This window comes from Neisseria sp. HMSC066H01 (genome assembly GCF_001837375.1).
Taxonomy (GTDB): Bacteria; Pseudomonadota; Gammaproteobacteria; order Burkholderiales; family Neisseriaceae; genus Neisseria.
In genome coordinates, this window is sequence record NZ_KV832195.1 from 104,043 (window position 1) to 125,590 (window position 21,548).

Below are 21,548 nucleotides of genomic sequence, written 5' to 3' on the forward strand. Positions count from 1 at the left end.
TTAAACCCATGCAACCCATCCAATACCAAACCGACCTTACCCCTTACAACACTTTCGGCCTGAAAGCCCAAGCCCAAGCATTTGTTGCACTCAAACATGCCGACGAGTTGCGCGACATCGTCCGGCTGCCCGAGTTCAACCGAGATACTGTTTTATGGCTCGGCGGCGGCAGCAATATCCTTTTGATGGAAGACTACGCCGGTCTGGTTGTGCATATGGAAAACAAGGAAATACGCGAAATTGAGCGTTCAGACGGCCTGGTTTATATCGAAGCGCAGGCCGGGGAAATTTGGCATGATTTTGTTTTGCATACGGTTGAACTGGGTTTAAGCGGGCTGGAAAACCTCAGCCTGATTCCAGGTACGGTCGGCGCGTCTCCGGTACAAAACATCGGCGCATACGGCGTTGAAGTCAAAGATGTTATCCATAGCGTCCGCTGCTTTGATTTGAATACGGAAACCTTTGTCGAGCTTTCCAATGCCGATTGCGATTTTGCTTATCGTGAAAGCCTGTTCAAACAGGAAGGCAAAGGCCGTTATGTGATTGTTTCGGTTGTATTTGCGTTGAAAGAGCATTTTGTGCCGAACTTGGGCTATGGCGATTTGGCGGCAGCGGTTGCCGAACTGAGCCAAGGCCGCGAGGCGACGGCCAAAGATGTTTCCGATGCAGTGTGTGCAATCCGCAACAGTAAACTACCTAATCCTAACGTACTTGGCAATGTCGGCAGTTTCTTTAAAAACCCAGTTGTCAGCTCTGAAAAAGCGGCCGATTTGTTGCAACAATACCCCAATATGCCACGCTATCCGCAGCCTGACGGTTCGGTCAAACTCGCGGCCGGCTGGCTGATTGACCAATGCCGTCTGAAAGGCCATCAGATCGGCGGTGCGGCCGTGCATGACAGGCAGGCTTTGGTTTTGGTGAATAAAAACAACGCGTCCGCGCAAGATATCCGCCAGCTGGCACAATATGTTTGTAATACAGTATTTACTCAATTTCAGGTAGAATTACACGCAGAACCCAACTGGCTGCCGACTTCATACAGCCTATAAAACAAAGGAGTGTATCCCATGCCGCGCATTGCTAAAGTCAACACTTACACACGAATCATCAATGCCAGCCTCGCCTTGTTCAACGAAGAAGGCGAGCGCAATATCAGCACCAATCACATTGCCGCCCATTTGGGCATCAGCCCGGGCAACCTCTACTACCATTTCCGCAACAAAGACGAAATCATCGTCCAATTGTTCAAACGTTACAGCGAGGCCCTGCTTGCCTATCTTAACGAAGCCGTGTTGCCGTCTAATGTGGAAGACTCCATCAACTACATGGCCGGTATTTATGATGTGATGTGGGAATACCGTTTCCTTTTCAGCGATGTGAACACCCTGCTTGCCCGCAGTGCCGAATTATTGGGCGAACACAATACCTTTACCCAAGCCAAAGTTTCCCCGCTGTTGGTCAACCTGCTGACCCAGCTCAACGGGCTGAACATCATCAGCGCAGACCAAACCGCCATGAACGACCTTGCCGTCAATATGTGGATGGTGACGAAATACTGGTTCGACTTCGATAGCTCCCTGCGCGGCCGCGCCAAGTTGACCGAAGATTCCAAAGTACGGGGCATCAGCCGCACACTCAGTCTGTTGCGCCCTTACCTCCTGCCGGAACACCGTGCCGAATTCGACCAAAAAATCGGCAGCAACCATTAATTTTTCCATACAAAGGCCGTCTGAAAACGTGGCTTTAACCAAGTTAAAGCTATTTTCAGACGGCCTGTTAATTTTCGGATGCTTTCTTTATGCACCTTCCCGATATTTCCATTCTCGGCTTAGGCTATCTCGGCCTGCCGCTGGCACAAAAATGTTATGAGCAAGGCAGTCAGGTAGCCGCCGTCAAACGCAACCTGACCTCCGACGACATCAATCTGCCGATTGAACTCGACATCATCGATTTGAATCAAGACGATATTTTTCACAATTCGGCATTGTGGCAAAACCATATCAACAAGCCGACATGGTTCTGCCTGCTTCCGCCTTCGTCATTAAACCACTACGCCGATACCCTGAAAAAATGGATTCAGCTTGCCGAGCGATGCAAGGTACAACACATCATCTTTACCAGCAGCACCAGCGTGTATGGCGACCAAGCACGCGTATGCGATGAAACCACGCCGCCCGATCCGCAAACCGAATCCGCCCGTCAAATCCTCGAGGTTGAGCAAGCCTTGCTGAAAAGTGCCGTCCCCCATATCGACATATTGCGACTGGGCGGACTTTACTCTGCCGACCGTCATCCCGTTACCAAGCTGGTTCAAAAAACACGCATTCAAGGCGGCAACCAACCCGTCAATATCCTTCATAAAGACTTGGCCGTCCAAGTCCTTTTTCAGACGGCCTGCCAAGCAGACGGCAAACGTATCCGCAATATTGTCGAACCCCGCCACCCAAGCCGGACCGAATTTTATACTGCCGAAGCAGCCAAACTCAGCCTGCCGGCTCCTGATTTCATCGTTGATGATGAAAGCAACGGCAAAATTGTAAATACCGTTTGCGCAGACGGGCTAAGCCTGTAAAATTGCGACTCAACCCATTCATCCGTTTCAGACGGCATTTAGAGTAAACCATGTCCGCCCTATTTCCCATTATCAACCACCTGATACAGCAAAATCCGGAGCAACAGCGAGAGCTGTCTGAATTTGCAGGCAGCATCATCTGCATCAGCCTGACCGGTTTCAGACTGACCGGACGCATCAGCGAACAAGGTTTTCTTGAAACCGCACACGAAACCGCTGACACCAACATCACATTCCACAACAGCGCCATCCAAAAAATCCTCCAAGGCGGCCAGCCCGGCGTGGGTGACATCAGCCTCGAAGGCGACTTGGTATTGGGCATGTCCGTCCTTCCTATTTTGGGCGGACTGCGCTATTATCCGAGCGAAGATTTGGCGCGGATATTCGGTCATGTGGCCGCAGAAAGCATCAGCTCGCGTGCCGGCGACATCGGCCGCACCATGAAAAAAATCGGCAAAAGCATTGCCGAACAAATCAGCGACTTTTCTCGCGAACCCGAATCCCCTGTTATCGACCAAGCCACGCTTGCCGCATGGCTGGAAGAAGTGGACAAACTGCGTGACGACGTTGCCCGCCTAAACGAACGCCTCGACTGCCTCGAGCGCGATATCTGGATAGATTAAATACTTAATTTCAGACGGCCTATTACATGAAAAGCCCATTTAAAAACATCGGTATCGTTACGCGTCCCAATACGCCCGAAATTCAAGATACCGTCCACACATTGGTTTCTTTTCTGCGCGAAAACGGCTTCACCATCTATCTGGATGAATTGAGCGTAGAAGAACACTGCGTCTATATCCAAGATTCCGCCTACTGCGAAACCGTCAACAAAGCCCAGCTGGGCAAATACTGCGACCTCGTCATTGTGCTCGGTGGCGACGGTACCTTCCTCTCCGCCGCCCGCGAAGTCGCCCCGCGCGCCGTCCCCATCATCGGCATCAATCAAGGCCACTTGGGCTTTCTCACCCAAATCTCACGCGACACCATGGTTGAGGGCATCCGCCCCGTACTAGAGGGCAAATATCTGCCCGAAGAACGCATCCTCATCGAAGCCAGCATCATTCGTGACGGCGAAACGATTGAACGCGCCCTCGCCCTCAACGACACCGTACTGTCTCGTGGCGGCGCAGGCCAAATGATCGAATTTGAAGTCTTTATCAATCAAGAATTTGTCTATACCCAACGTTCGGACGGCCTGATTATTTCCACACCGACAGGTTCGACTGCTTACGCGCTTGCCGCCGGTGGTCCCATCATGCAGGCCGGTCTGCACGCCTTCACACTCGTGCCCATCTGCCCGCAATCCATGACCAATCGCCCGATTGCCATCTCCGACACCAGCGTAATCGAAATCCTCATTACCAAAAGCGGCGACGCACGCGCACATTTTGACGGACAATCCCATATCGACGTGCAAAACTTCGACCGCATCATCATCCGCCGCTATCACAACCCCTTGCGTGTCCTCCATCCCACCGATTACCAATACTTCAAAACCCTGCGCCAAAAGCTGCATTGGGGCGAACAATTGATTTAAACAACTTCAATAAATAGGCTGACCATGAAAACCATTTCAAAAACCTTAATCATTGCGCTGTGCGCCCTTTCCTCCCTCTCCGTCTCCGCACACGGCATGCACAAAAGCAAACCCTTGTCCTTTGAAGAGTTGCCGAAAATCTGCCAACAATACTTTACCCGTGCGGATGCGTGTTACCAAAAAGCAGGCGATAAAGCATCGTTCCAACGCGACAACACAAAATACCTGCGCCAAATCCTGCCTGCCGCCGACGTAGGCCAACGTGAACGCATGTGCCAAATTGCCATGGATACATTCGCTGAAAAAACAAAAGGCTTAAATTGCGAATAAAGACCTCTGTCTTAGCTCTAGCAATTTTTAATTTCATAAAAAGGCCGTCTGAAACATTGGATTGTTTCAGACGGCCTGATTACAAGCCTTTTACCTGTTAAGAAGAAACCACAAAATCCACTGTATGCGCTTCACTGTAATCAGGGATTTCCAGCTTTTCTATCATGCGGTGCAACACATCATTCGGCACAGAATGTTCGCGGTTACGGTTTTGCGATAGTAATTGCGTGTAAGGCACTTCCAAATAAATGAGATGCACGCGTGCACCGTAATCGGCAAACATCGGCAGCCATTTGCTGCGCAGATCGCGGTTAAGATTGGTCGCATTAAAGACAAATGACGTACGGGCTCGCAGGTATTCTTTTGCCTGCTCTTTACCCAAACGCACTGCTTCGGCAGTATGTTTGGAATCTGCGGGATCAAGTTTGCGCTCACGGCGAATCTCATCCAGCGACAGCATGGGTAAATGGGCAAGATGTTGCCTGATGTAACTGTCTTTGCCGCTACCTGCTATGGCGCACATGGCGTATACATCAAAGGTCCGATCATCAAATGGCTGATAATCCGGCATTTCGCTACGGCCGTTAAGATAGAGATAGCGTCCGTAGTCGCTGGCAAAAGTACGCGCCTTGCCCCAACAAGCATTTTCTTCACAGAGTTCACGAAACAAATCAATGCGCAGCAAAATATCCTGTTGATCGCAGCATATACGGCCTAAAACATCGGCTTTAGCAAGCATGGCAAGATACGCAGTGTTAACCTGCAAACTGGCTGCTATGACGGCTCGCTCAGGATTAGGCTTGTTAATCGCCCATAAGGGCAATCCGTGCAAACGTACAAGTTTAGCGATTGCTTCTCTTACGGCAAACGGAGCGGCAAGTTCGGTATACAGCAAAGTACGGGCGGTATGCTCGCCTTTTTTTGCGTGATGCGGCGAAACGATACGCTCTTTGCCGTTTTCTATTTCACGCTTGGTCGTACTGCGTTTTTCCACATCATGCAACATAGCGGCAGCAAACAGAATATGCTGCTCCTGTTCATCAATCGCTTGAAACTCGGGCAGTTTTAAAAGGGCTTCGCACACCATTTTGGTATGCGTAAATACATCGCCTTCGGCATGCCATTCAGGATCTTGGGGAACGTTTTTCATATCGACAAACCAGCTGAAACGACGTTCTAAGGCTTGCCAATCAGGAAGTTGGCCGGGTATGTAATATGGGAATGTCCACATGGTTGTCTTTCTTATTATTGAATAATTGGACTTCAGGCCGTCTGAAACTGCCAGCTTTGCCAATGGTATTTGTCGTAATCAATAAGATGGGCAGGCTTCCAAGTTTTCGTCCAATGAACATCGGTTTTAACGTGTTTGGCTCGTACCAATTTGAAAAGGTTGTCGAATTCATTGGATTGAACAGGCAGGTTGCCGTTGTTGGTGGCAAAATCAGCGGCGTTACGGATAACAAAACCTTCGCTGCATGCTGCTCCTGTATTCGGATCGTAGCCGCCAAGTTTGCCGGCAGTTTGTACGCTCTCCGTCCACGACTCTCCCAAATTAGCGGCCAGCCATTGCGCTAAAGCAATATCTTCATTGGCGTATTTTTGGGTAAAGTCGGCAAGAGGCTGCACAATGGGAATTTCTGGCACAGTCGGAAAATCAAACAGCTGCGCATAAAATTTAACCTCTTCCCATGAAAGCCAATGTCCGCCACGACGGACGGCGAATAGATAAAAATAGCTTTCCAATTGAGAATAGGCAATCGAATGAATGCCGTACATATTCTCGCCAAAAAGTTCGAGATCGCCCAAATCATCTTTGATTTGCTGCCATCGTTGCAGCAAAGGTTTATCCCACGGATGCTGAGTAGGCGCAGTATGACTACGGGCATAGAGGCCGTGTGCGGCAAAGCAGTTGTTTTGCCCATCTAATTTTTCGGTTAAAACCAATTTCGGCAGCGAGGCAAAATATGAAAGAAAGCCGCGCGGCATAAAGCGGTCGTCAGAGGTGGTACCGAGGCTGATGGGTGCGTGCAGGCTGCGGGCGTATTTTTGAGGTTCATTAGTTGTCATAATATTTTTTCCTTTTTATTTATTTTTTAATTTTCTTTTCAAATATTCCCAGCAACCCGTTACATTTTCCCCACCACATTTTCTTGCTTGGAAACCAAAAGTTGATCGATTTTCAAGTTTTCGGTATCGATGATTTCAAACTTATAACCGGCATAAACCAAAAAATCGGTGCGTTTCGGGATTTTGCGCAGGGAATACATCATAAAGCCGGCGATGGTTTCGTAGTTTTCCGAATCGGGAAACTCTTCGATATCCAGCGCACGCATGACATCGGCGAGCGGGGTCGCGCCGTCCACTAGCCAGGTGTCCTCGGTACGGCGGATGATTTGCGGCTCTTCTTCGGTATTGACCAGCTCACCCATCACAATGCTCATCACGTCTTTCAACGTTACCACGCCGACCACCAGCGCGTATTCGTTCACTACGACGGCAAAGTCTTCGCCGGAAGTTTTGAAGGTCTCCAACACATCATAAAGCGACAGCGTGTCGGGAATAAACAAGACTTTGCGCAATACACGCTTGTCGGTCAGGCGGACGTCTTTTTCTTTTAAAAACAAGGTCAGCAGCGTATGTGATTCGATGTAGCCGATGACGCGTTCCAAATCGCCGTCGCATACGAGGAATTTGTTGTGCGGTTTGTCGGACATCATTTCCAACACGGTATCGCTGTTGTCGTTTTTATCAAAATAGACAATGTATTCGCGCGTGCTCATGGTGGAAGTTACCTTACGCTCCTGCATATCAAAAATGTTTTCAATCAGATAGTGTTCCTGCTCTTTCAACACACCAGCCTGAGCGCCTGCATCAACGACGGCATAAATATCTTCCGAGGTCAGCTGCTCCTGACGGACGGTTGAGATTTTGAAGAGTTTGAATATTGTGTTTGCCAACCCGTCAAAAACCCAGACAAGGGGTTTTAAGATAAAAATCAGAAACATCATCGGACGGACAATGCGTACCGCCACCGCTTCGGGATGGGTCATTGCCATACGCTTGGGCATCAGGTCGGCAATTAAAATAAAGCTGCCTGTAACCAGCGAGAAGGTCAACAAAGAGGCAACTGTGCTGCCCCAACTGCCTGCATTCTCCAATAGCTTGCCAAAATAAGGACGTATTGCCGCCTCGCCGACGATACCGGCAAGAATGGCGACGGCGTTCAAACCGATTTGGACAACGGTAATAAAACTGCCCGGCTGCTGCTGCATATTGAGCACATCCAGCGCGCGCGTATCGCCGCCGTCTTTCGCCATGACCTGCAATTTGATTTTGCGTGCCGAAGCAAGCGCGAGTTCGGAACAGGACACAAACGCGCTAATGACAATCAGCAGGCACAATAATAGTAAGGCTTCAAAAATATTCATGAAAAAGTATGTGTATGGTATAGGTTAAAAATATTCAAACAGAAAAGGCCGTCTGAAAAATTCAATTTGATTTTAGATTTGCGTTTTATTTGTCAGTGATGCGTGAAGTAAATGATGTTTTGGAATAAATTTTACTTAGAAGTAAGTCATATTTTTTTCAGATAATCTTGAGGAAAACCTCATTATCTAGACAGATAAGGCACGACACTTTCCTTCAATATTTCTATCAACTCTTCATCCATGTATCTGTAATCATCAGGAATATCTAAAACAATCATTTCCTTATATTGCAAAGCACGGGGAAACTGTGCCAGCAGACGGCTCTTATGTTTTTGTTCCATCACGAAAATCTTATCTGCCCATGCAATATCATCTATGGAAACAGTATGCCGCGCATTGGGGCTGGTCCCTGCAGAACGTGCCTGCACATTTGGATAACGTCGAAATACGGTTTCAGCGGTAGGACTGCGCCATTGGTTACGACTACAAATAAAAAGTGCATTCATAAAAATTAAAAAAGGCGGAAAGTATCCGCCTTGTGAAAACCATCTCGATTGAATCGAAAATGTATCTTTTGAGTTAATCAAACCATTCAGCATCAAATTCATGCTGTCTGAACGGATAAATAAAACCCAGTTTTTGTGCACGTTTGATTTTATTGCTGCGGAGATACATCAAATCCCACTTTTTTTCAGGTTTATATTTCAAAGGATTTTTGCCATGTACACGATGACTAGGGCGTTGCTCTTGATGTCGTCGCCATGCACGGCTACGACTTTGATCTAAATTGTCCATTATCTGCTTTCTAATTTTGTTTCGGAAATCGGGTTCAGCAGCCGCGATTTTTTATGTATTCGATTATTCGGCAAGAAAATAGGGTGACAAAATTATAGCGAAACTAAAGATATAATGCCAATATTAAACAATTTATTAGGCTCAAAATAGCCAAAGGCCGTCTGAAACTTGAGACACATTTACTGTTTTAATCATCCAGCGCATCTTCATCCAAGGATTTCAACCATTTCAGCTTTTCGCCAATTTTGATTTCCAGTCCGCGCGGGACAGGTTGGTAGAAATCCGGCTCGTCCAAACCGTCGGGCATATAGCTTTCGCCAGCGGCGTAGGCGTTTGGTTCGTCGTGGGCATAGCGGTATTCGCGTCCGTAACCCAATTCTTTCATCAACTTAGTCGGTGCATTGCGCAGGTGGACGGGCACTTCGTCGCTGGCATTTTCTTTGACGAAACGGCGCATTTGGTTGTATGCCTTATAGCCTGCATTGGATTTGGCAGCGGCGGCAAGGTACAACACGGCTTGAGCCAAAGCAAGCTCCCCTTCCGGCGAGCCTAAGCGCTCATAAGTCGCGGCGGCATCATTGGCAATCGTTAAGGCACGCGGATCAGCCAAGCCGATGTCTTCCCATGCCATGCGGACAATGCGGCGGGCGAGATAGCGCGGGTCGGTACCGCCGTCGAGCATACGGCAGAACCAATACAGCGCGGCATTCGGATGCGAACCGCGCACGGATTTGTGCAATGCGGAAATTTGATTGTAGAAACTCTCGCCACCCTTATCAAAACGGCGGATTTGCGCACCCAAACTATCGGCGAGAAATTCGGCGGTTAAGGTTTTCAGACGGCGTGTATCGGCAGCACGTAAAAGTTGTTCCAATAAATTCAACAATCTACGCGCATCACCATCGGCGGTATTCACAAGCAATTCTTGCGCATTCGCTTCAATCGTAAAGTCTTGGTATTCGGGCAAAGCCAATACTTTAGCAATCAGTTTTTTTAGGTCGTCTGAAGACAAGGATTGCAAGACATAAACCTGCGCCCTGCTGAGCAATGCCGGATTGACTTCAAATGACGGGTTTTCCGTGGTCGCGCCGATAAAGGTTAATAAGCCGCTTTCGACATAAGGCAAAAATGCGTCCTGTTGCGCTTTGTTGAAGCGGTGTACCTCGTCAACAAACAAAATCGTCGCTCGCCCTTGTTGCAGAGCAATTTCAGCCTTTTCAATAGCCTCGCGTATGTCTTTCACGCCTGAAAATACGGCGGAAACAGGCAGAAACTGCGCATTGAAACTCTGCGCCAAAATCCGTGCCAGCGTGGTTTTGCCTACGCCCGGCGGCCCCCACAGCAACATAGAATGCGGCTTTCCGCCTTCCACCGCCACGCGCAAAGGTTTACCCTCGCCGATTAAGTGTTGCTGCCCGATGACATCATCTAAAGAATGCGGGCGCAGGCGTTCGGCTAAAGGGGCTTCGGGTTGGCGGGCGAAAAGGTCGGACATAGCGGCTTTCGTGCTGGCTGATTGAAAAGAAAACTCGCTAGCATTATACGGCAGTTTCGCAAACTCACATATCGGGCCGCATTACGGTATAATACATGCTATTTTGAGAACTCTTCGGGCGTTTCAGACGGCCTTGCTTACAGGAAACATCATGACTTCAAAAACTCTTTTGGCAGCTGTTACATCAGTTTTCTTATTGGGTGCATGCGCTACCGGCGGCGACTCTTTCGGCGGTTTGGGCAGCGGTACGGGTATCGGCAGCAGCGTAGTGAAAATGGCGGTAGACAGCCAATGCCGTACCGAATTGAACAAACGTAACGAATGGCGCGTCATTGCTTTGGCCATGAGCGCGGAAAAACAAGCCGAATGGGAAAATAAAATCTGCGGCTGCGCCAGCGAAGAAGCACCAAACCAATTGACTGCAACCGAAATGATGCAGGTATTGAGTCCGGCAACCCGCGAACAGGCCATTGCTTCCGTTACCGCAAAAACGGTTACCGCCTGCTTCAAACGACTCTACAAATAATCGTTCAGACGGCCTTTTTTCACATCAAGGCCGTCTGAATTCGTTTTGACTTTCTATTTGAATTTTAAATACATAGAGAAGAAACCATGAAATACATCAGCACCCGCGGTGCGACCGCACGCAAGCAATTTAGCGAAGTTTTATTGATGGGTTTGGCTCCTGATGGCGGTTTGATGCTGCCTGAGCAATACCCTCAAATCGACCGAGCTACTTTAGACCAATGGCGCACACTCAGCTATCCCGAGCTGGCGTTTGAAGTCATGAGCCTGTTTGCCACCGACATCCCTGCTGATGATTTACGCGACATTATCAACCGCACCTACACCGAAGAAGTATTCGGTACCAAAGCCATTACTCCGGTGCGCACACTTTCAGACGGCATCAAAATCCAAGCCCTGTCCAATGGTCCGACTTTGGCATTCAAAGACATGGCCATGCAATTCTTGGGCAATGCGTTTGAATATGTATTGAATAAAGAAGGCAAAGAACTCAATATCTTGGGTGCCACCAGCGGCGATACCGGCTCTGCCGCCGAATACGCCCTGCGCGGTAAAAAAGGCGTCAACGTCTTTATGCTGTCTCCGGAAGGCAAAATGAGCGCATTCCAACGCGCGCAAATGTTCAGCCTGCAAGATGCCAACATCCACAACATCGCCGTTGAAGGCATGTTTGACGACTGCCAAGACATCGTCAAAGCCGTACAAAACGATGCCGAATTCAAAGCCAAATACCATATCGGCACAGTCAACTCCATCAACTGGGGCCGTATCGTCGCCCAAGTCGTGTACTACTTTGCCGGTTATTTCAACGCCACGTCGAGCAATGACGAAAAAGTCAGCTTCTGCGTACCAAGCGGCAATTTCGGCAATGTCTGCGCCGGCCATATCGCCCGCCAAATGGGCCTGCCCATCCACCGCTTGATTGTCGCCACCAACGAAAACGACGTATTGGACGAATTTTTCAAAACCGGCGCATACCGTCCGCGCAACAGCGAACATACCCACGTTACTTCCAGTCCGTCCATGGATATTTCCAAAGCCTCCAACTTCGAGCGTTTTGTGTTTGACCTGATGGACCGCGATGCGGACGAAATCCAAACCTTATGGGCGGAAGTAGCCTCCGGCAAAGGCTTCAATTTGGAATTTGCCTTAAACAAAGTACATCAACAATATGGCTTTGTTTCCGGCAAATCAACCCATGCCAACCGCCTTGCCACCATCAAACAGGTTTACGAGCAAGATCATGAATTGATTGATCCGCATACAGCCGATGGCGTCAAAGTTGCCCGTGAAGTCCGCGAAGCCGGCGAAACCATCGTCTGCCTCGAAACCGCACTGGCCGCCAAATTTGAAGCCACCATCCATGAAGCGGTCGGAGAAGTTTCCATCCCCCGCCCTGCCGCATTGGAAGGCTTGGAAAATCTGCCACAACGGGTCCGTGTTGTCCCTAATAATGCGACGGCAGTGAAAGACATCATTAAGGAAGCTCTGGCTTAACCGGCCGTCCTTGACGACTGATGAGGCCGTCTGAAACTTTTTCAGACGGCCGCAACCGATATTTGAGAAGTGGGCAACATTATTGCCAAACCCACCAAACCATAGTCGTTCCCAATATAAAATCAAGGCGTTAAAACAATACCGACTCCTTTTGACTTTCAATTGCAAACATTGTAATGACAGATATTTTCGTTTAGAATTGCATGTTTGCTCTAAATTTGGATTGATATGCAGACAACACAAGCCACATCCAACTGGGAGCTATACAAGCGCTTGCTTGGATATTTGAAAAGCTATTGGAAGATGTTTATCGTCTCCGTAGTGGCCATGCTGATTGTCGCCGGTACGATGCCGGCTTTCGGTTACTTGCTCAAACCTTTGATCAATGAAGGTTTTGTCGATAAAAACATGAAAAGCATGTCATGGTTGCCGCTGGCAATTGTGGCGCTGTTTTTCGTTCGCGGCCTGTTTAACTTCATCAACGAATATTGCACAACGTATCTGTCCAGCCACTTAGTGCAGCGCTTGCGCGGTGAAATGTTCAACAAAATGATGCACCTGCCGACTTCGTATTTCAGCAGCAATACCGGCGGCCGTTTGATGTCTCGTATCTTGAACGACGTCAATCAAATTACCGATGCAGGGTTTAACGTCATTACTGTGATTGCCAAAGACGGCGTGAGCGTAGTCGGCCTGTTGGGCTTGCTGACTTATCTGAACTGGCGTTTGACCCTGATTACTTTTATCATCTTGCCGGTTGTTGCCGTATGTATCCAAACAGTCAGCAAACGCCTGCGCAAACTGTCTGCCAACAACCAAATTTATCTTGGCCAGCTGATGCAGGTCTTGGGCGAAAGCATTAATGGCGAACGCGTTGTAAAAATCTACGGCGGCCAAGATTATGAAAACCGCCGCTTCGACCGTATTGCCAATGATGTTCGCCGCAACCTGCTCAAACAGGTTTCCGCCAGCTCTGCCGGTACCGGCATTACGCAATTGATGGCTTCGGTTGCACTGGCTGCGATTATTTACGCAGCCGCCCGCCAAGCAGGGCTTTCCGGCTTCAGCGCAGGCGATTTTATGTCGTTTTTGTCGAGCATGATCATGATGTTTGACCCCATCAAACGCATGACCGGCGTGATGCAATCCCTGCAGCGCGGTTTGGCGGCGGCTGAAAGCGTCTTCACCTTTTTGGATCAACCCGAAGAAAGCAACGAAGGCAAACAAACCCTCAGCCCAAACCCTGGCGATATCGAATTTTGCGATGTTGTACACCGTTATCCCGAAGCCGAACGCAACAGCTTGAACCATATCAACCTGCTTGTCCCACAAGGCAAAGTGACTGCCTTGGTCGGCGCATCGGGTTGCGGCAAAACCACCTTGGCCAATATGTTGCCGCGCTTCCTTAATCCCAATGAAGGCGAAGTTTTGATCGGCGGCATCAACATCAATGAATATACGCTCGAAAGCTTGCGCAGCCGCATGGCATTCGTCAGCCAAAACGTTGTCCTGTTTAATGGTACGATTGCTGAAAACATTGCCTATGCACAAGCTGACAAATTCAGCGAAGAAGAAATTATTAATGCCGCAAAAGCCGCGAATGCTTGGGAATTTATCCAAAAAATGCCACAAGGCCTGCACACTGAAGTCGGCGAAAACGGTTTAAAATTGTCCGGCGGCCAACGTCAACGTCTCGCTATTGCGCGTGCGCTTTTGAAAAACGCGCCGATTTTAATTTTGGACGAAGCCACCAGTGCATTGGATAATGAATCCGAACGTTTGGTACAAACCGCATTGGAAAACCTGATGCAAAACCGTACCACTTTGGTGATTGCCCACCGACTTTCTACCATCGAAAAAGCCGACAACATCGTTGTCATGCATGAAGGCAATGTCGTCGAACAAGGCACACACCAAGAATTAATCAGCGCAGGCGGACGCTATGCCGACCTGCATAGCCTCAGCGAAAAATCAGCCGTACCGGCGAGCAAGTAGCTGAAGCCGTATTCCACTCTTTTTATTAACCTCGGCCGCCCCGACTTATCCTATTCAGACGGCCTTATCCGACAGGAAATATCAATGGCAGCATTCAATACCCAGAAAGTCTTGTCCGTACACCACTGGACCGACGCTTACTTCACTTTTACCTGCACCCGTGACGAATCTTTGCGCTTTGAAAACGGCCAGTTCGTCATGGTCGGCCTGATGGTTGACGGCAAACCGCTGATGCGCGCATACAGCGTGGCTTCCGCCAACTGGGAAGAGCATCTGGAATTTTTCAGCATTAAAGTACAAGACGGCCCATTGACCAGCCGCCTGCAACACCTTAAAGTCGGCGACGATGTCCTCATCAGTAAAAAACCGACCGGCACACTGGTTGCCGGCGACCTGAATCCGGGCAAACACCTCTACCTCTTGAGTACCGGTACCGGCATCGCCCCTTTCTTGAGCATTACCAAAGACCCTGAAATTTACGAGCAATTCGAAAAAATCATCTTGGTTCACGGTGTACGCTACAAAAAAGACTTGGCATACTACGACCGCTTCACCAAAGAATTACCCGAACACGAATACTTGGGCGATTTGGTTAAAGAAAAATTGATTTACTACCCGATTGTTTCACGCGAAGACTATGTACACCACGGCCGTCTGACCGATTTAATGCGCAGCGGCAAACTCTTCGAAGACATCGGCCTGCCCAAAATCAATCCGCAAGACGACCGCGCCATGTTGTGCGGCAGCCCTGCCATGTTGAAAGACACCTGCAACGTCTTGGACGAATTCGGCCTGACCGTTTCTCCGAAAACCGGTGTCCGCGGCGACTACCTGATTGAGCGCGCATTCGTCGATCAATAACGTATCCCCGGCAACAGGCCGTCTGAAACCCTTCTTTCAGACGGCCTAAAACCTTAATAATTTATCCCACATTATGCCTACTCTACTCATCATCCGTCCGTCCAACCGTCCGCAACAAGATATCCAAACCTGCCATGCAGCTGGTTGGCAGGCTCAAGTATTGAGTCCGATCGAAATAGAGGCAGACCGTTCGGCACTAAACAAACTTCCCGAACAATTCAAGCAAGCCGATGTCGTGTTTTGGGTCAGCCCGACCGCTATTGAAACCGCAGCGCCGCACTTGAACTTTTCAGACGACCCCAAAGCACACATTACCGTCGGCCAAACCAGCCAACATACTTTGGCGCAATTCTCCCCCTATCCCGTATTCTCTCCCGAAGATGGCAACGACAGCGAAGCCGTCTTGAGAATGCCTATTTGGAAAAACCTGCCACCCAACGCCCGAGTTCTAATCATTCGAGGCCATGGCGGCCGTGATTTTCTGGCAGACAAACTGACCGAACTGGGTTTCCAAATCGACATCGCCGAAATCTATTTCAGACGGCCACACTCCATCGATTGGCAGAACTTTAAAACCGAAGACATCGCCGCCGCCTACGTTACATCCGGCGAACTCGCGCGCGAATTTTTCCATCAGATTCCGCCGCAATTTTCCCGATTCTTCGAATCCTTGCTATACTTTACCCATCATCCGCGCATTGCCGATGCGCTTCGCATCGTCGGTGCCAAACATGTAGAAACCGTCACTTCTCTATCCGCTGCACTTTCATCCATACCACAAAGGAGTCAAGCAGTGAACCCAGTCGAAGACAATCAAGATACCCAACAAGTTGCCAATACGGCAGCTTCGGCGCCTGAACGTTCTGAAAACACCAGGCCGTCTGAACCAATCAAACCTACCCAACCTCAGCGAGTGGAGGCGAGCATGCCCGAGTCCAACAATCTCCCACAAAACAACGCCCCTGTTATCATCAAACAATCCGGCGGCAAAGCCTTGGCCGCAGGTGCAACTGTCTTGGCACTGCTTGGCTTGGGCGCGAGCGGATTCCTGTTTGTACAGGGTCAAAATGTTTTAAAAAACCAAGAGCTCGAATTCAATCAAAAAATCGACAAAGCTGCATTGGGCGAATCTGAAAACGCCAGCCTCCTGAAAGACAACCTCAACCGCCAAACCGCTATTCAAGCCGAGTTAGACCGCTTGAACAACGGTCAAAAAAGCAATAGCGATCAAATTCTGCAAACGCAAAAAGCTTATCAAGAGCTGCTCAAAGGCCGTGTCAACTGGCTGGTTGACGAAGCCGAATCCATGTTGAACACGGCTTCGCAACAATTGATGCTGTCAGGCAACCTCCAAGGCGCGGTCAGCGTATTGGAACACATCGACAGCCGCCTGAGCCGTTTTGACCAGCCCGAGCTTATCCCCGTCAAACAAGCCATCAGCAATGATTTGGCCGCGCTGAAAAACCGTCCTTATGTCGATATTTCCGCTACCGCCCTGCGTATCGACCGTTTGGAAACCGCCATTTCCGGCCTGCCTTTGGTCTTGGACGGCGTATTGAAACCGGGTGCCGCGCCTGTCGAAACCGCCCATTCAGGAACTTGGTGGGAAAACACATGGGAAAAATCCCTCAATGCCCTCAAAGGCTTGGTTGAAGTCCGTCATCTGGACAGCAACGACGCCATGTTGATTTCGCCCGAACAAACCTACTTCATCCGTGAAAACCTGCGCCTGCGCCTTTTGGATGCGCGCATTGCCCTGTTGCAACACAACGGCGAAGTGTATCAAAGCGATTTGAACAACGTTGAAGCAACCGTGAAGCAATACTTCGACAGCAAATCCCCTGCTACCCAGTCATGGCTGAAAGAGTTGGCCGAACTCAAAGCCCTTGATGTCCGCATGATTTCAGACGACAGCCTGAAAGCCAGCTTGAGCGCCGTTCGCGCTTATCAAGAAGGTTCGCGTACACAAATGACAGCCGAAGAAACTGCCCAAACCCAAACCGCCGAGAAAACCGCTTCCGCTCCGGCGGCAGCTGCCGAGCAAGCTGCGACTGCCGCACCGGCCGCCGCTTCTGCCCCTCAATCTCTGGAAGCACCTGCATTGCCGTCTGAAAACAAAAAAGAACCGGCCGCCGAAGCTGCCAAACCACAAAACCAAACCAAGCCTGCTGCCAAAATTAAAGGAGAGCAAGCATGAAAACCGTCGTTTGGATTGTCATTCTGTTTGCCGCTGCCGTCGGTTTAGCGTTGGCTTCCGGCATTTATACAGGCAACGTATATGTCGTGGTTGAGCAAACCATGCTGCGTATCAATCTGCATGCCTTTGTTTTAGGCCTGCTGTTGAGCGTATTCGTCTTGTATTTCCTGATTAAATTCGCGTTCGGCCTCTTGAACATTCCGGCGCGTATGCAACGCTTCGGCATTGCCCGCAAAGGCCGTCAGGCTTCTGCCTCTTTGAACAGCGCAGGTCTGGCATATTTTGAAGGCCGTTTTGAAAAAGCCGAACAAGAAGCCGCCAAAGTCTTGCAAAACAAAGAAGCAGGCGACAACCGCACCCTGGCTTTGATGTTGGGCGCGCATGCAGCCGACCAAATGGAAAACTTTGAATTGCGCGACCGCTATCTGCACGAAATCGAACAGCTGCCACAAAAACAACAGCTTTCCCGTCATCTTTTGCTGGCCGAATCTGCACTGAGCCGTCGCGATTATCCGACTGCCGCACAAAACCTTGAAGCAGCAGCAAAAATCAATAGCAACTTAAGTCGCCTGGTCCGCCTGCAATTGCGTTATGCCTTTGATCACGGCGATGCTTCAGATGTCTTGGCAAAAGCAGAAAAATTGGTTAAAGCCGGCGCCATCAACGATTATGAAGCTGAACAGTATCAAAATTGGGCATATCGCCGCCTCTTGAGCGAAGTAACCGATGCAGGCCGTCTGAAAGCCTGTTTGAAACAGATTCCCGAAAGTGTGAAGTCTGGCGAATTGTGTGTCGCGATTGCCGAAAAATACGAGCGTTTGGGTTTGTATGCCGATGCAGTCAAATGGGTTAAAACCTATTATCCCCAAACCCGCCAGCCTGAGCTCTTGGAAGCTTTTGTCGAATCCGTGCGCTTCCTAAGCGAGCGCGAGCAACAAAAAGCCATCAACTTGGCAGACTCTTGGTTGCAGGAACAACCCGACAATGCACCGCTGTTGATGTATCTTGGCCAACTGGCCTACGGCCGCAAACTTTGGGGCAAAGCCCAAGGCTACCTCGAAGCCAGCATCGCCCTGCAACCCAGCGTATCCGCACATTTAGTCCTAGCGCGCGTGTTTGATGAAACCGATCAACCGCAAAAAGCGCAAGAACAACGCAATCTGGTTTTGGAAAGCGTGGCCGAAGAAGAACATCCGGCAGCCCTTCCTCAGCCAAATTGATGTTCTGATTTCGCATTAAGCGACAATATGAAATCTACAACAGAACCAACCATTTAATCATTTCAGACGGCCTCAATACATATCTAAGGCCGTCTGAACTTTGTCCAACACACCAAATCAGAAAACCTATTTATCATGACTACTCTGAAAAACGACACTTTCCTCCGCGCCCTGCTTAAACAGCCTGTCGAATACACACCTATCTGGATGATGCGCCAAGCCGGACGCTATCTGCCTGAATACAAAGCCACGCGCGCACGCGCAGGCAGCTTTCTCGATTTGTGCAAAAACACCGAGCTGGCAACCGAAGTTACCATCCAGCCTTTAGAACGTTTTGATCTGGACGCAGCAATTCTGTTTTCCGATATTCTGACCGTTCCAGATGCTATGGGTTTGGGCCTGTATTTTGCCGAAGGCGAAGGCCCGAAATTTGAACGCGCTTTGCAACATGAAGCCGACATTGCAAAACTGCAAGTTCCCGACATGGAAAAACTGCAATACGTCTTTGATGCAGTAACTTCCATCCGTAAAGCACTGGACGGCCGAGTTCCGCTGATCGGCTTCTCAGGCAGCCCGTTCACACTCGCCTGCTACATGGTTGAAGGAGGCAGCAGCAAAGAATTCCGTACCATCAAAACCATGATGTATTCGCGTCCTGATTTGCTGCATAAAATCCTCGACACCAATGCCCAAGCCGTTACCGCTTATCTCAACGCCCAAATCGATGCCGGCGCACAAGCCGTACAAATTTTCGACACTTGGGGTGGCGTGTTGAGCGATGCAGCATTTAAAGAATTCAGCCTGAAGTACATCCGACAAATCGTTGCCGGACTCAAACGCGAAAGCGAAGGCCGCCGCGTGCCTGTTATCGTATTTGTCAAAGGCGGCGGCTTATGGCTGGAAAGTATGGCAGAAATCGGCGCAGACGCATTGGGCTTAGACTGGACCTGCAACATCGGCGAAGCACGTCGTCGCGTCGGCGAACAAGTTGCCTTGCAAGGCAACTTCGACCCGTTTGCCCTCTTCGGTACACCGGAATCTATCCGCACCGAGGTCGCACGCATCCTCGCCGACTACGGCAACGGCAGCGGCCATGTATTCAACCTCGGCCATGGCATCAACCAACACGCCGACCCCGAACACGCCAAAATTTTGGTCGATACCGTACATGAATTATCCCGTCAGTATCACCGTTAATTAAAGCAACTCAAAGGCCGTCTGAAAGCAAAAACACGATTATCGTGTAAATTTGTTTTTAGACAGTTTTTCTATATACTTAATATTTGAAGCTTATCAGCTGACACCTTCAAACTTAAAACACATCTACTCCCGCTACCGAATATGAATTTTTTAAAAGACATTACCTGGACCGAAATTTTTATCTTCGCCCACACCTGCGCCGCACTCATCTGCATGCTGCGCGTGTTGTACAAACAAAAAAACATCGGCTCAACCTTTGCCTGGCTGATTATCCTATTCCTTTTCCCCGTATTCGGAACCATCGCCTACATCCTTATCGGAGAGCCTCGTCTAGGCACCGCCCGCGCCAAACGTACCGGCGAAATGAACCGCTTCTACCGCAACTTTGCCGCCACCCATCTAGCCGATATCTATCTCGACATTGCCGACCAAGTCAAATCACGTTACCACGGCATCAGTAAAGTTGCCGAAAAAGGAACGGGGCTGGGTGCCACCAAAGGCAACGCCATGAGCCTGCTCTCAACCACCGATACCATCATCGACAGCATGCTCGCAGACATACGCGCCGCAACCCATTCCTGCCTGCTGGCCTTTTACATTATCGAACCCAAAGGCCGCATTGAAGAAATTCTAAATGAAATTCTTGCCGCCAAAGCCAGAGGCGTAGACTGCTCCATACTGGCCGATGCCGTCGGCAGCAGGAGCTTTTTTGAAAGCGATTGGGTAGAGATACTGCGCCAAGCAGGCATTGAAGTACATACCTCATTGCCTGTCGGCATCTGGCGTACATTATTCACGCGCACCGACCTGCGCAACCACCGCAAAATCCTCGTTATCGACAGCAAAATCGGTTACACCGGCAGCTTCAACCTTGTCGACCCACGCTATTTCAAACAAAACTCTGGCGTCGGAGAATGGATAGATGCCATGATGCGCTGTACAGGGCCTATGGTTTTGGAACTGTCTGCCGTCTTCTTCGCCGACCTCGCCGTCGAAACCGATGAAAACCTCCAAAACGTACAAACATACCTCAACCAAGCCCAAAGCCTGCTGCCCCAAATCCTTCCTGAAAAAATGCAGCAAGGCAATATTGTTGCCCAAATCATTCCATCCGCCCCTGAGCAAGGCAGCTTCGTTATCTACGAAACCATCATCAGCGCCATCTATGCCGCCACCAAACAAATCACGATTACCACTCCCTACTTTGTCCCCGACGAGCCGCTTCTCATGGCATTAACCGTTGCCGCCAAACGCGGCGTCAAAGTAACTCTAATACTGCCTGCCAAAGTCGATTCACTGATGGTTCGCTACGCCTCACGCGCCTACTACCCTATGTTGCTGGAAGCCGGTGTCAAAATCGCCATGTTTGAAGGCGGTCTTCTACATGCCAAAACCATGACCATTGACGAAGACTACTCCCTCTTCGGCACGGTCAATATGGACATGCGCAGCTTCTTCCTCAACCTCGAAATCAGCCTCGCCATCTACGATCGCGACACCACCAAACAAATCTGCAACCTCCAACGTGACTACCTCAAAAACAGCAGCTACATTGCCATCAAATCATGGCAACAACGCTCCAAACTCCGCGGCCTCGTAGAAAATGCCGTCCGCCTGATGAGTCCTTTGCTGTAAAAAAGTAGTGAGGCCGTCTGAAAAACACTTTTCAGACGGCCTTTTAAAACACCTATACACAATATTGATCATCGATAAATATTCAACTCATCCCTTTTCTTCAGTTTCAAAAAAGTAAGCCTCAACATATTTTCTCTCGAAATAGTTTTACAAAATTTAACCATAAATAAACCAATTGATATTTATAAAAATATTCAAACCACAAATCAAAATGAAACCAATATGTTCTTTTACATTTATTTGTAGTTTGATAATCAT

At 49.3% G+C, this 21,548-nt stretch carries 20 protein-coding genes and 1 pseudogene; 15 read left to right on the forward strand and 6 right to left on the reverse strand.

Annotated features, from left to right (window positions below; all coding sequences use genetic code 11):
* Positions 1–8 precede the first annotated feature (8 nt).
* The 6 genes from murB (at position 9) to HMPREF2551_RS07390 (ending at position 4,442) form a co-directional block, all read left to right on the forward strand.
* Positions 9–1,049 (forward strand): UDP-N-acetylmuramate dehydrogenase, encoded by a 1,041-nt coding sequence (murB, locus tag HMPREF2551_RS07365; protein WP_070838185.1) that lies wholly within the window; start codon positions 9–11, stop codon positions 1,047–1,049.
* Positions 1,050–1,067: 18 nt separating this feature from the next.
* Positions 1,068–1,709, forward strand: a complete 642-nt coding sequence (locus HMPREF2551_RS07370) for a TetR/AcrR family transcriptional regulator (protein WP_036491149.1) — start codon at positions 1,068–1,070, stop codon at positions 1,707–1,709.
* A gap of 89 nt (positions 1,710–1,798) precedes the next feature.
* Entirely contained in the window at positions 1,799–2,572 is a 774-nt protein-coding gene (locus HMPREF2551_RS07375) for an SDR family oxidoreductase (protein WP_070838187.1), read from the forward strand.
* Positions 2,573–2,622: 50 nt separating this feature from the next.
* Positions 2,623–3,195: a ubiquinone biosynthesis accessory factor UbiJ gene (locus HMPREF2551_RS07380; RefSeq protein WP_070838189.1), complete on the forward strand. Its 573-nt coding sequence runs from the start codon at positions 2,623–2,625 to the stop codon at positions 3,193–3,195.
* A gap of 26 nt (positions 3,196–3,221) precedes the next feature.
* On the forward strand, positions 3,222–4,112 hold the full coding sequence (locus tag HMPREF2551_RS07385; protein WP_036491160.1) for an NAD(+) kinase: 891 nt from the start codon (positions 3,222–3,224) through the stop codon (positions 4,110–4,112).
* A gap of 24 nt (positions 4,113–4,136) precedes the next feature.
* A complete protein-coding gene (locus tag HMPREF2551_RS07390) occupies positions 4,137–4,442 on the forward strand; it encodes a hypothetical protein (RefSeq protein WP_070838191.1) in 306 nt (101 codons plus the stop codon).
* Between the two features lie 97 nt (positions 4,443–4,539).
* Here HMPREF2551_RS07390 and HMPREF2551_RS07395 read toward each other — a convergent pair whose 3' ends face one another.
* The 6 genes from HMPREF2551_RS07395 to HMPREF2551_RS07420 form a co-directional block, all read right to left on the reverse strand.
* Positions 4,540–5,673: an AAA family ATPase gene (locus tag HMPREF2551_RS07395; protein WP_070838193.1), complete on the reverse strand. Its 1,134-nt coding sequence runs from the start codon at positions 5,671–5,673 to the stop codon at positions 4,540–4,542.
* A gap of 32 nt (positions 5,674–5,705) precedes the next feature.
* Complete coding sequence (locus HMPREF2551_RS07400; RefSeq protein ID WP_070814549.1) at positions 5,706–6,509, reverse strand: RNA ligase family protein; 804 nt, start codon at positions 6,507–6,509, stop codon at positions 5,706–5,708.
* 59 nt (positions 6,510–6,568) lie between these two features.
* Complete coding sequence (locus tag HMPREF2551_RS07405) at positions 6,569–7,870, reverse strand: polyamine export protein PaeA (RefSeq protein ID WP_070838195.1); 1,302 nt, start codon at positions 7,868–7,870, stop codon at positions 6,569–6,571.
* Positions 7,871–8,052: 182 nt separating this feature from the next.
* The gene (locus HMPREF2551_RS07410) at positions 8,053–8,478 is read right to left on the reverse strand and encodes a low molecular weight protein tyrosine phosphatase family protein (protein ID WP_231550755.1); all 426 of its coding nucleotides are present in this window, start codon (positions 8,476–8,478) and stop codon (positions 8,053–8,055) included.
* Positions 8,450–8,665, reverse strand: a complete 216-nt coding sequence (locus HMPREF2551_RS07415) for a hypothetical protein (RefSeq protein ID WP_004519973.1) — start codon at positions 8,663–8,665, stop codon at positions 8,450–8,452. Before HMPREF2551_RS07415 ends, HMPREF2551_RS07410 begins: the two co-directional genes overlap by 29 nt.
* Before the next feature lie 187 nt (positions 8,666–8,852).
* Complete coding sequence (locus HMPREF2551_RS07420; protein WP_070814547.1) at positions 8,853–10,160, reverse strand: replication-associated recombination protein A; 1,308 nt, start codon at positions 10,158–10,160, stop codon at positions 8,853–8,855.
* Between the two features lie 151 nt (positions 10,161–10,311).
* On the opposite strand from HMPREF2551_RS07420, the gene HMPREF2551_RS07425 reads away from it, so the two are divergent.
* From HMPREF2551_RS07425 to cls, 9 genes and pseudogenes are all read left to right on the forward strand, one after another.
* A complete protein-coding gene (locus HMPREF2551_RS07425; protein ID WP_070814546.1) occupies positions 10,312–10,686 on the forward strand; it encodes a hypothetical protein in 375 nt (124 codons plus the stop codon).
* Positions 10,687–10,772: 86 nt separating this feature from the next.
* The gene (gene thrC, locus HMPREF2551_RS07430; protein ID WP_003746333.1) at positions 10,773–12,182 is read left to right on the forward strand and encodes a threonine synthase; all 1,410 of its coding nucleotides are present in this window, start codon (positions 10,773–10,775) and stop codon (positions 12,180–12,182) included.
* A gap of 228 nt (positions 12,183–12,410) precedes the next feature.
* The gene (gene msbA / locus HMPREF2551_RS07435) at positions 12,411–14,177 is read left to right on the forward strand and encodes a lipid A export permease/ATP-binding protein MsbA (protein ID WP_036491179.1); all 1,767 of its coding nucleotides are present in this window, start codon (positions 12,411–12,413) and stop codon (positions 14,175–14,177) included.
* A gap of 84 nt (positions 14,178–14,261) precedes the next feature.
* Positions 14,262–15,038, forward strand: coding sequence for a ferredoxin--NADP reductase (locus HMPREF2551_RS07440; protein ID WP_003746329.1), 777 nt, complete (start codon positions 14,262–14,264; stop codon positions 15,036–15,038).
* A gap of 73 nt (positions 15,039–15,111) precedes the next feature.
* Positions 15,112–15,813: pseudogene (locus HMPREF2551_RS10735) on the forward strand (uroporphyrinogen-III synthase); the annotation flags it as partial.
* 150 nt (positions 15,814–15,963) lie between these two features.
* Positions 15,964–17,235 (forward strand): uroporphyrinogen-III C-methyltransferase, encoded by a 1,272-nt coding sequence (locus HMPREF2551_RS10740; RefSeq protein ID WP_283122424.1) that lies wholly within the window; start codon positions 15,964–15,966, stop codon positions 17,233–17,235.
* The gene (locus tag HMPREF2551_RS07450) at positions 17,232–18,455 is read left to right on the forward strand and encodes a heme biosynthesis protein HemY (RefSeq protein WP_070838199.1); all 1,224 of its coding nucleotides are present in this window, start codon (positions 17,232–17,234) and stop codon (positions 18,453–18,455) included. The genes HMPREF2551_RS10740 and HMPREF2551_RS07450 overlap by 4 nt, the downstream gene beginning before the upstream one ends.
* A gap of 135 nt (positions 18,456–18,590) precedes the next feature.
* On the forward strand, positions 18,591–19,652 hold the full coding sequence (gene hemE, locus HMPREF2551_RS07455) for a uroporphyrinogen decarboxylase (protein ID WP_070838200.1): 1,062 nt from the start codon (positions 18,591–18,593) through the stop codon (positions 19,650–19,652).
* Positions 19,653–19,796: 144 nt separating this feature from the next.
* Positions 19,797–21,290 (forward strand): cardiolipin synthase, encoded by a 1,494-nt coding sequence (gene cls / locus HMPREF2551_RS07460; protein WP_070838202.1) that lies wholly within the window; start codon positions 19,797–19,799, stop codon positions 21,288–21,290.
* Positions 21,291–21,548 lie beyond the last annotated feature (258 nt).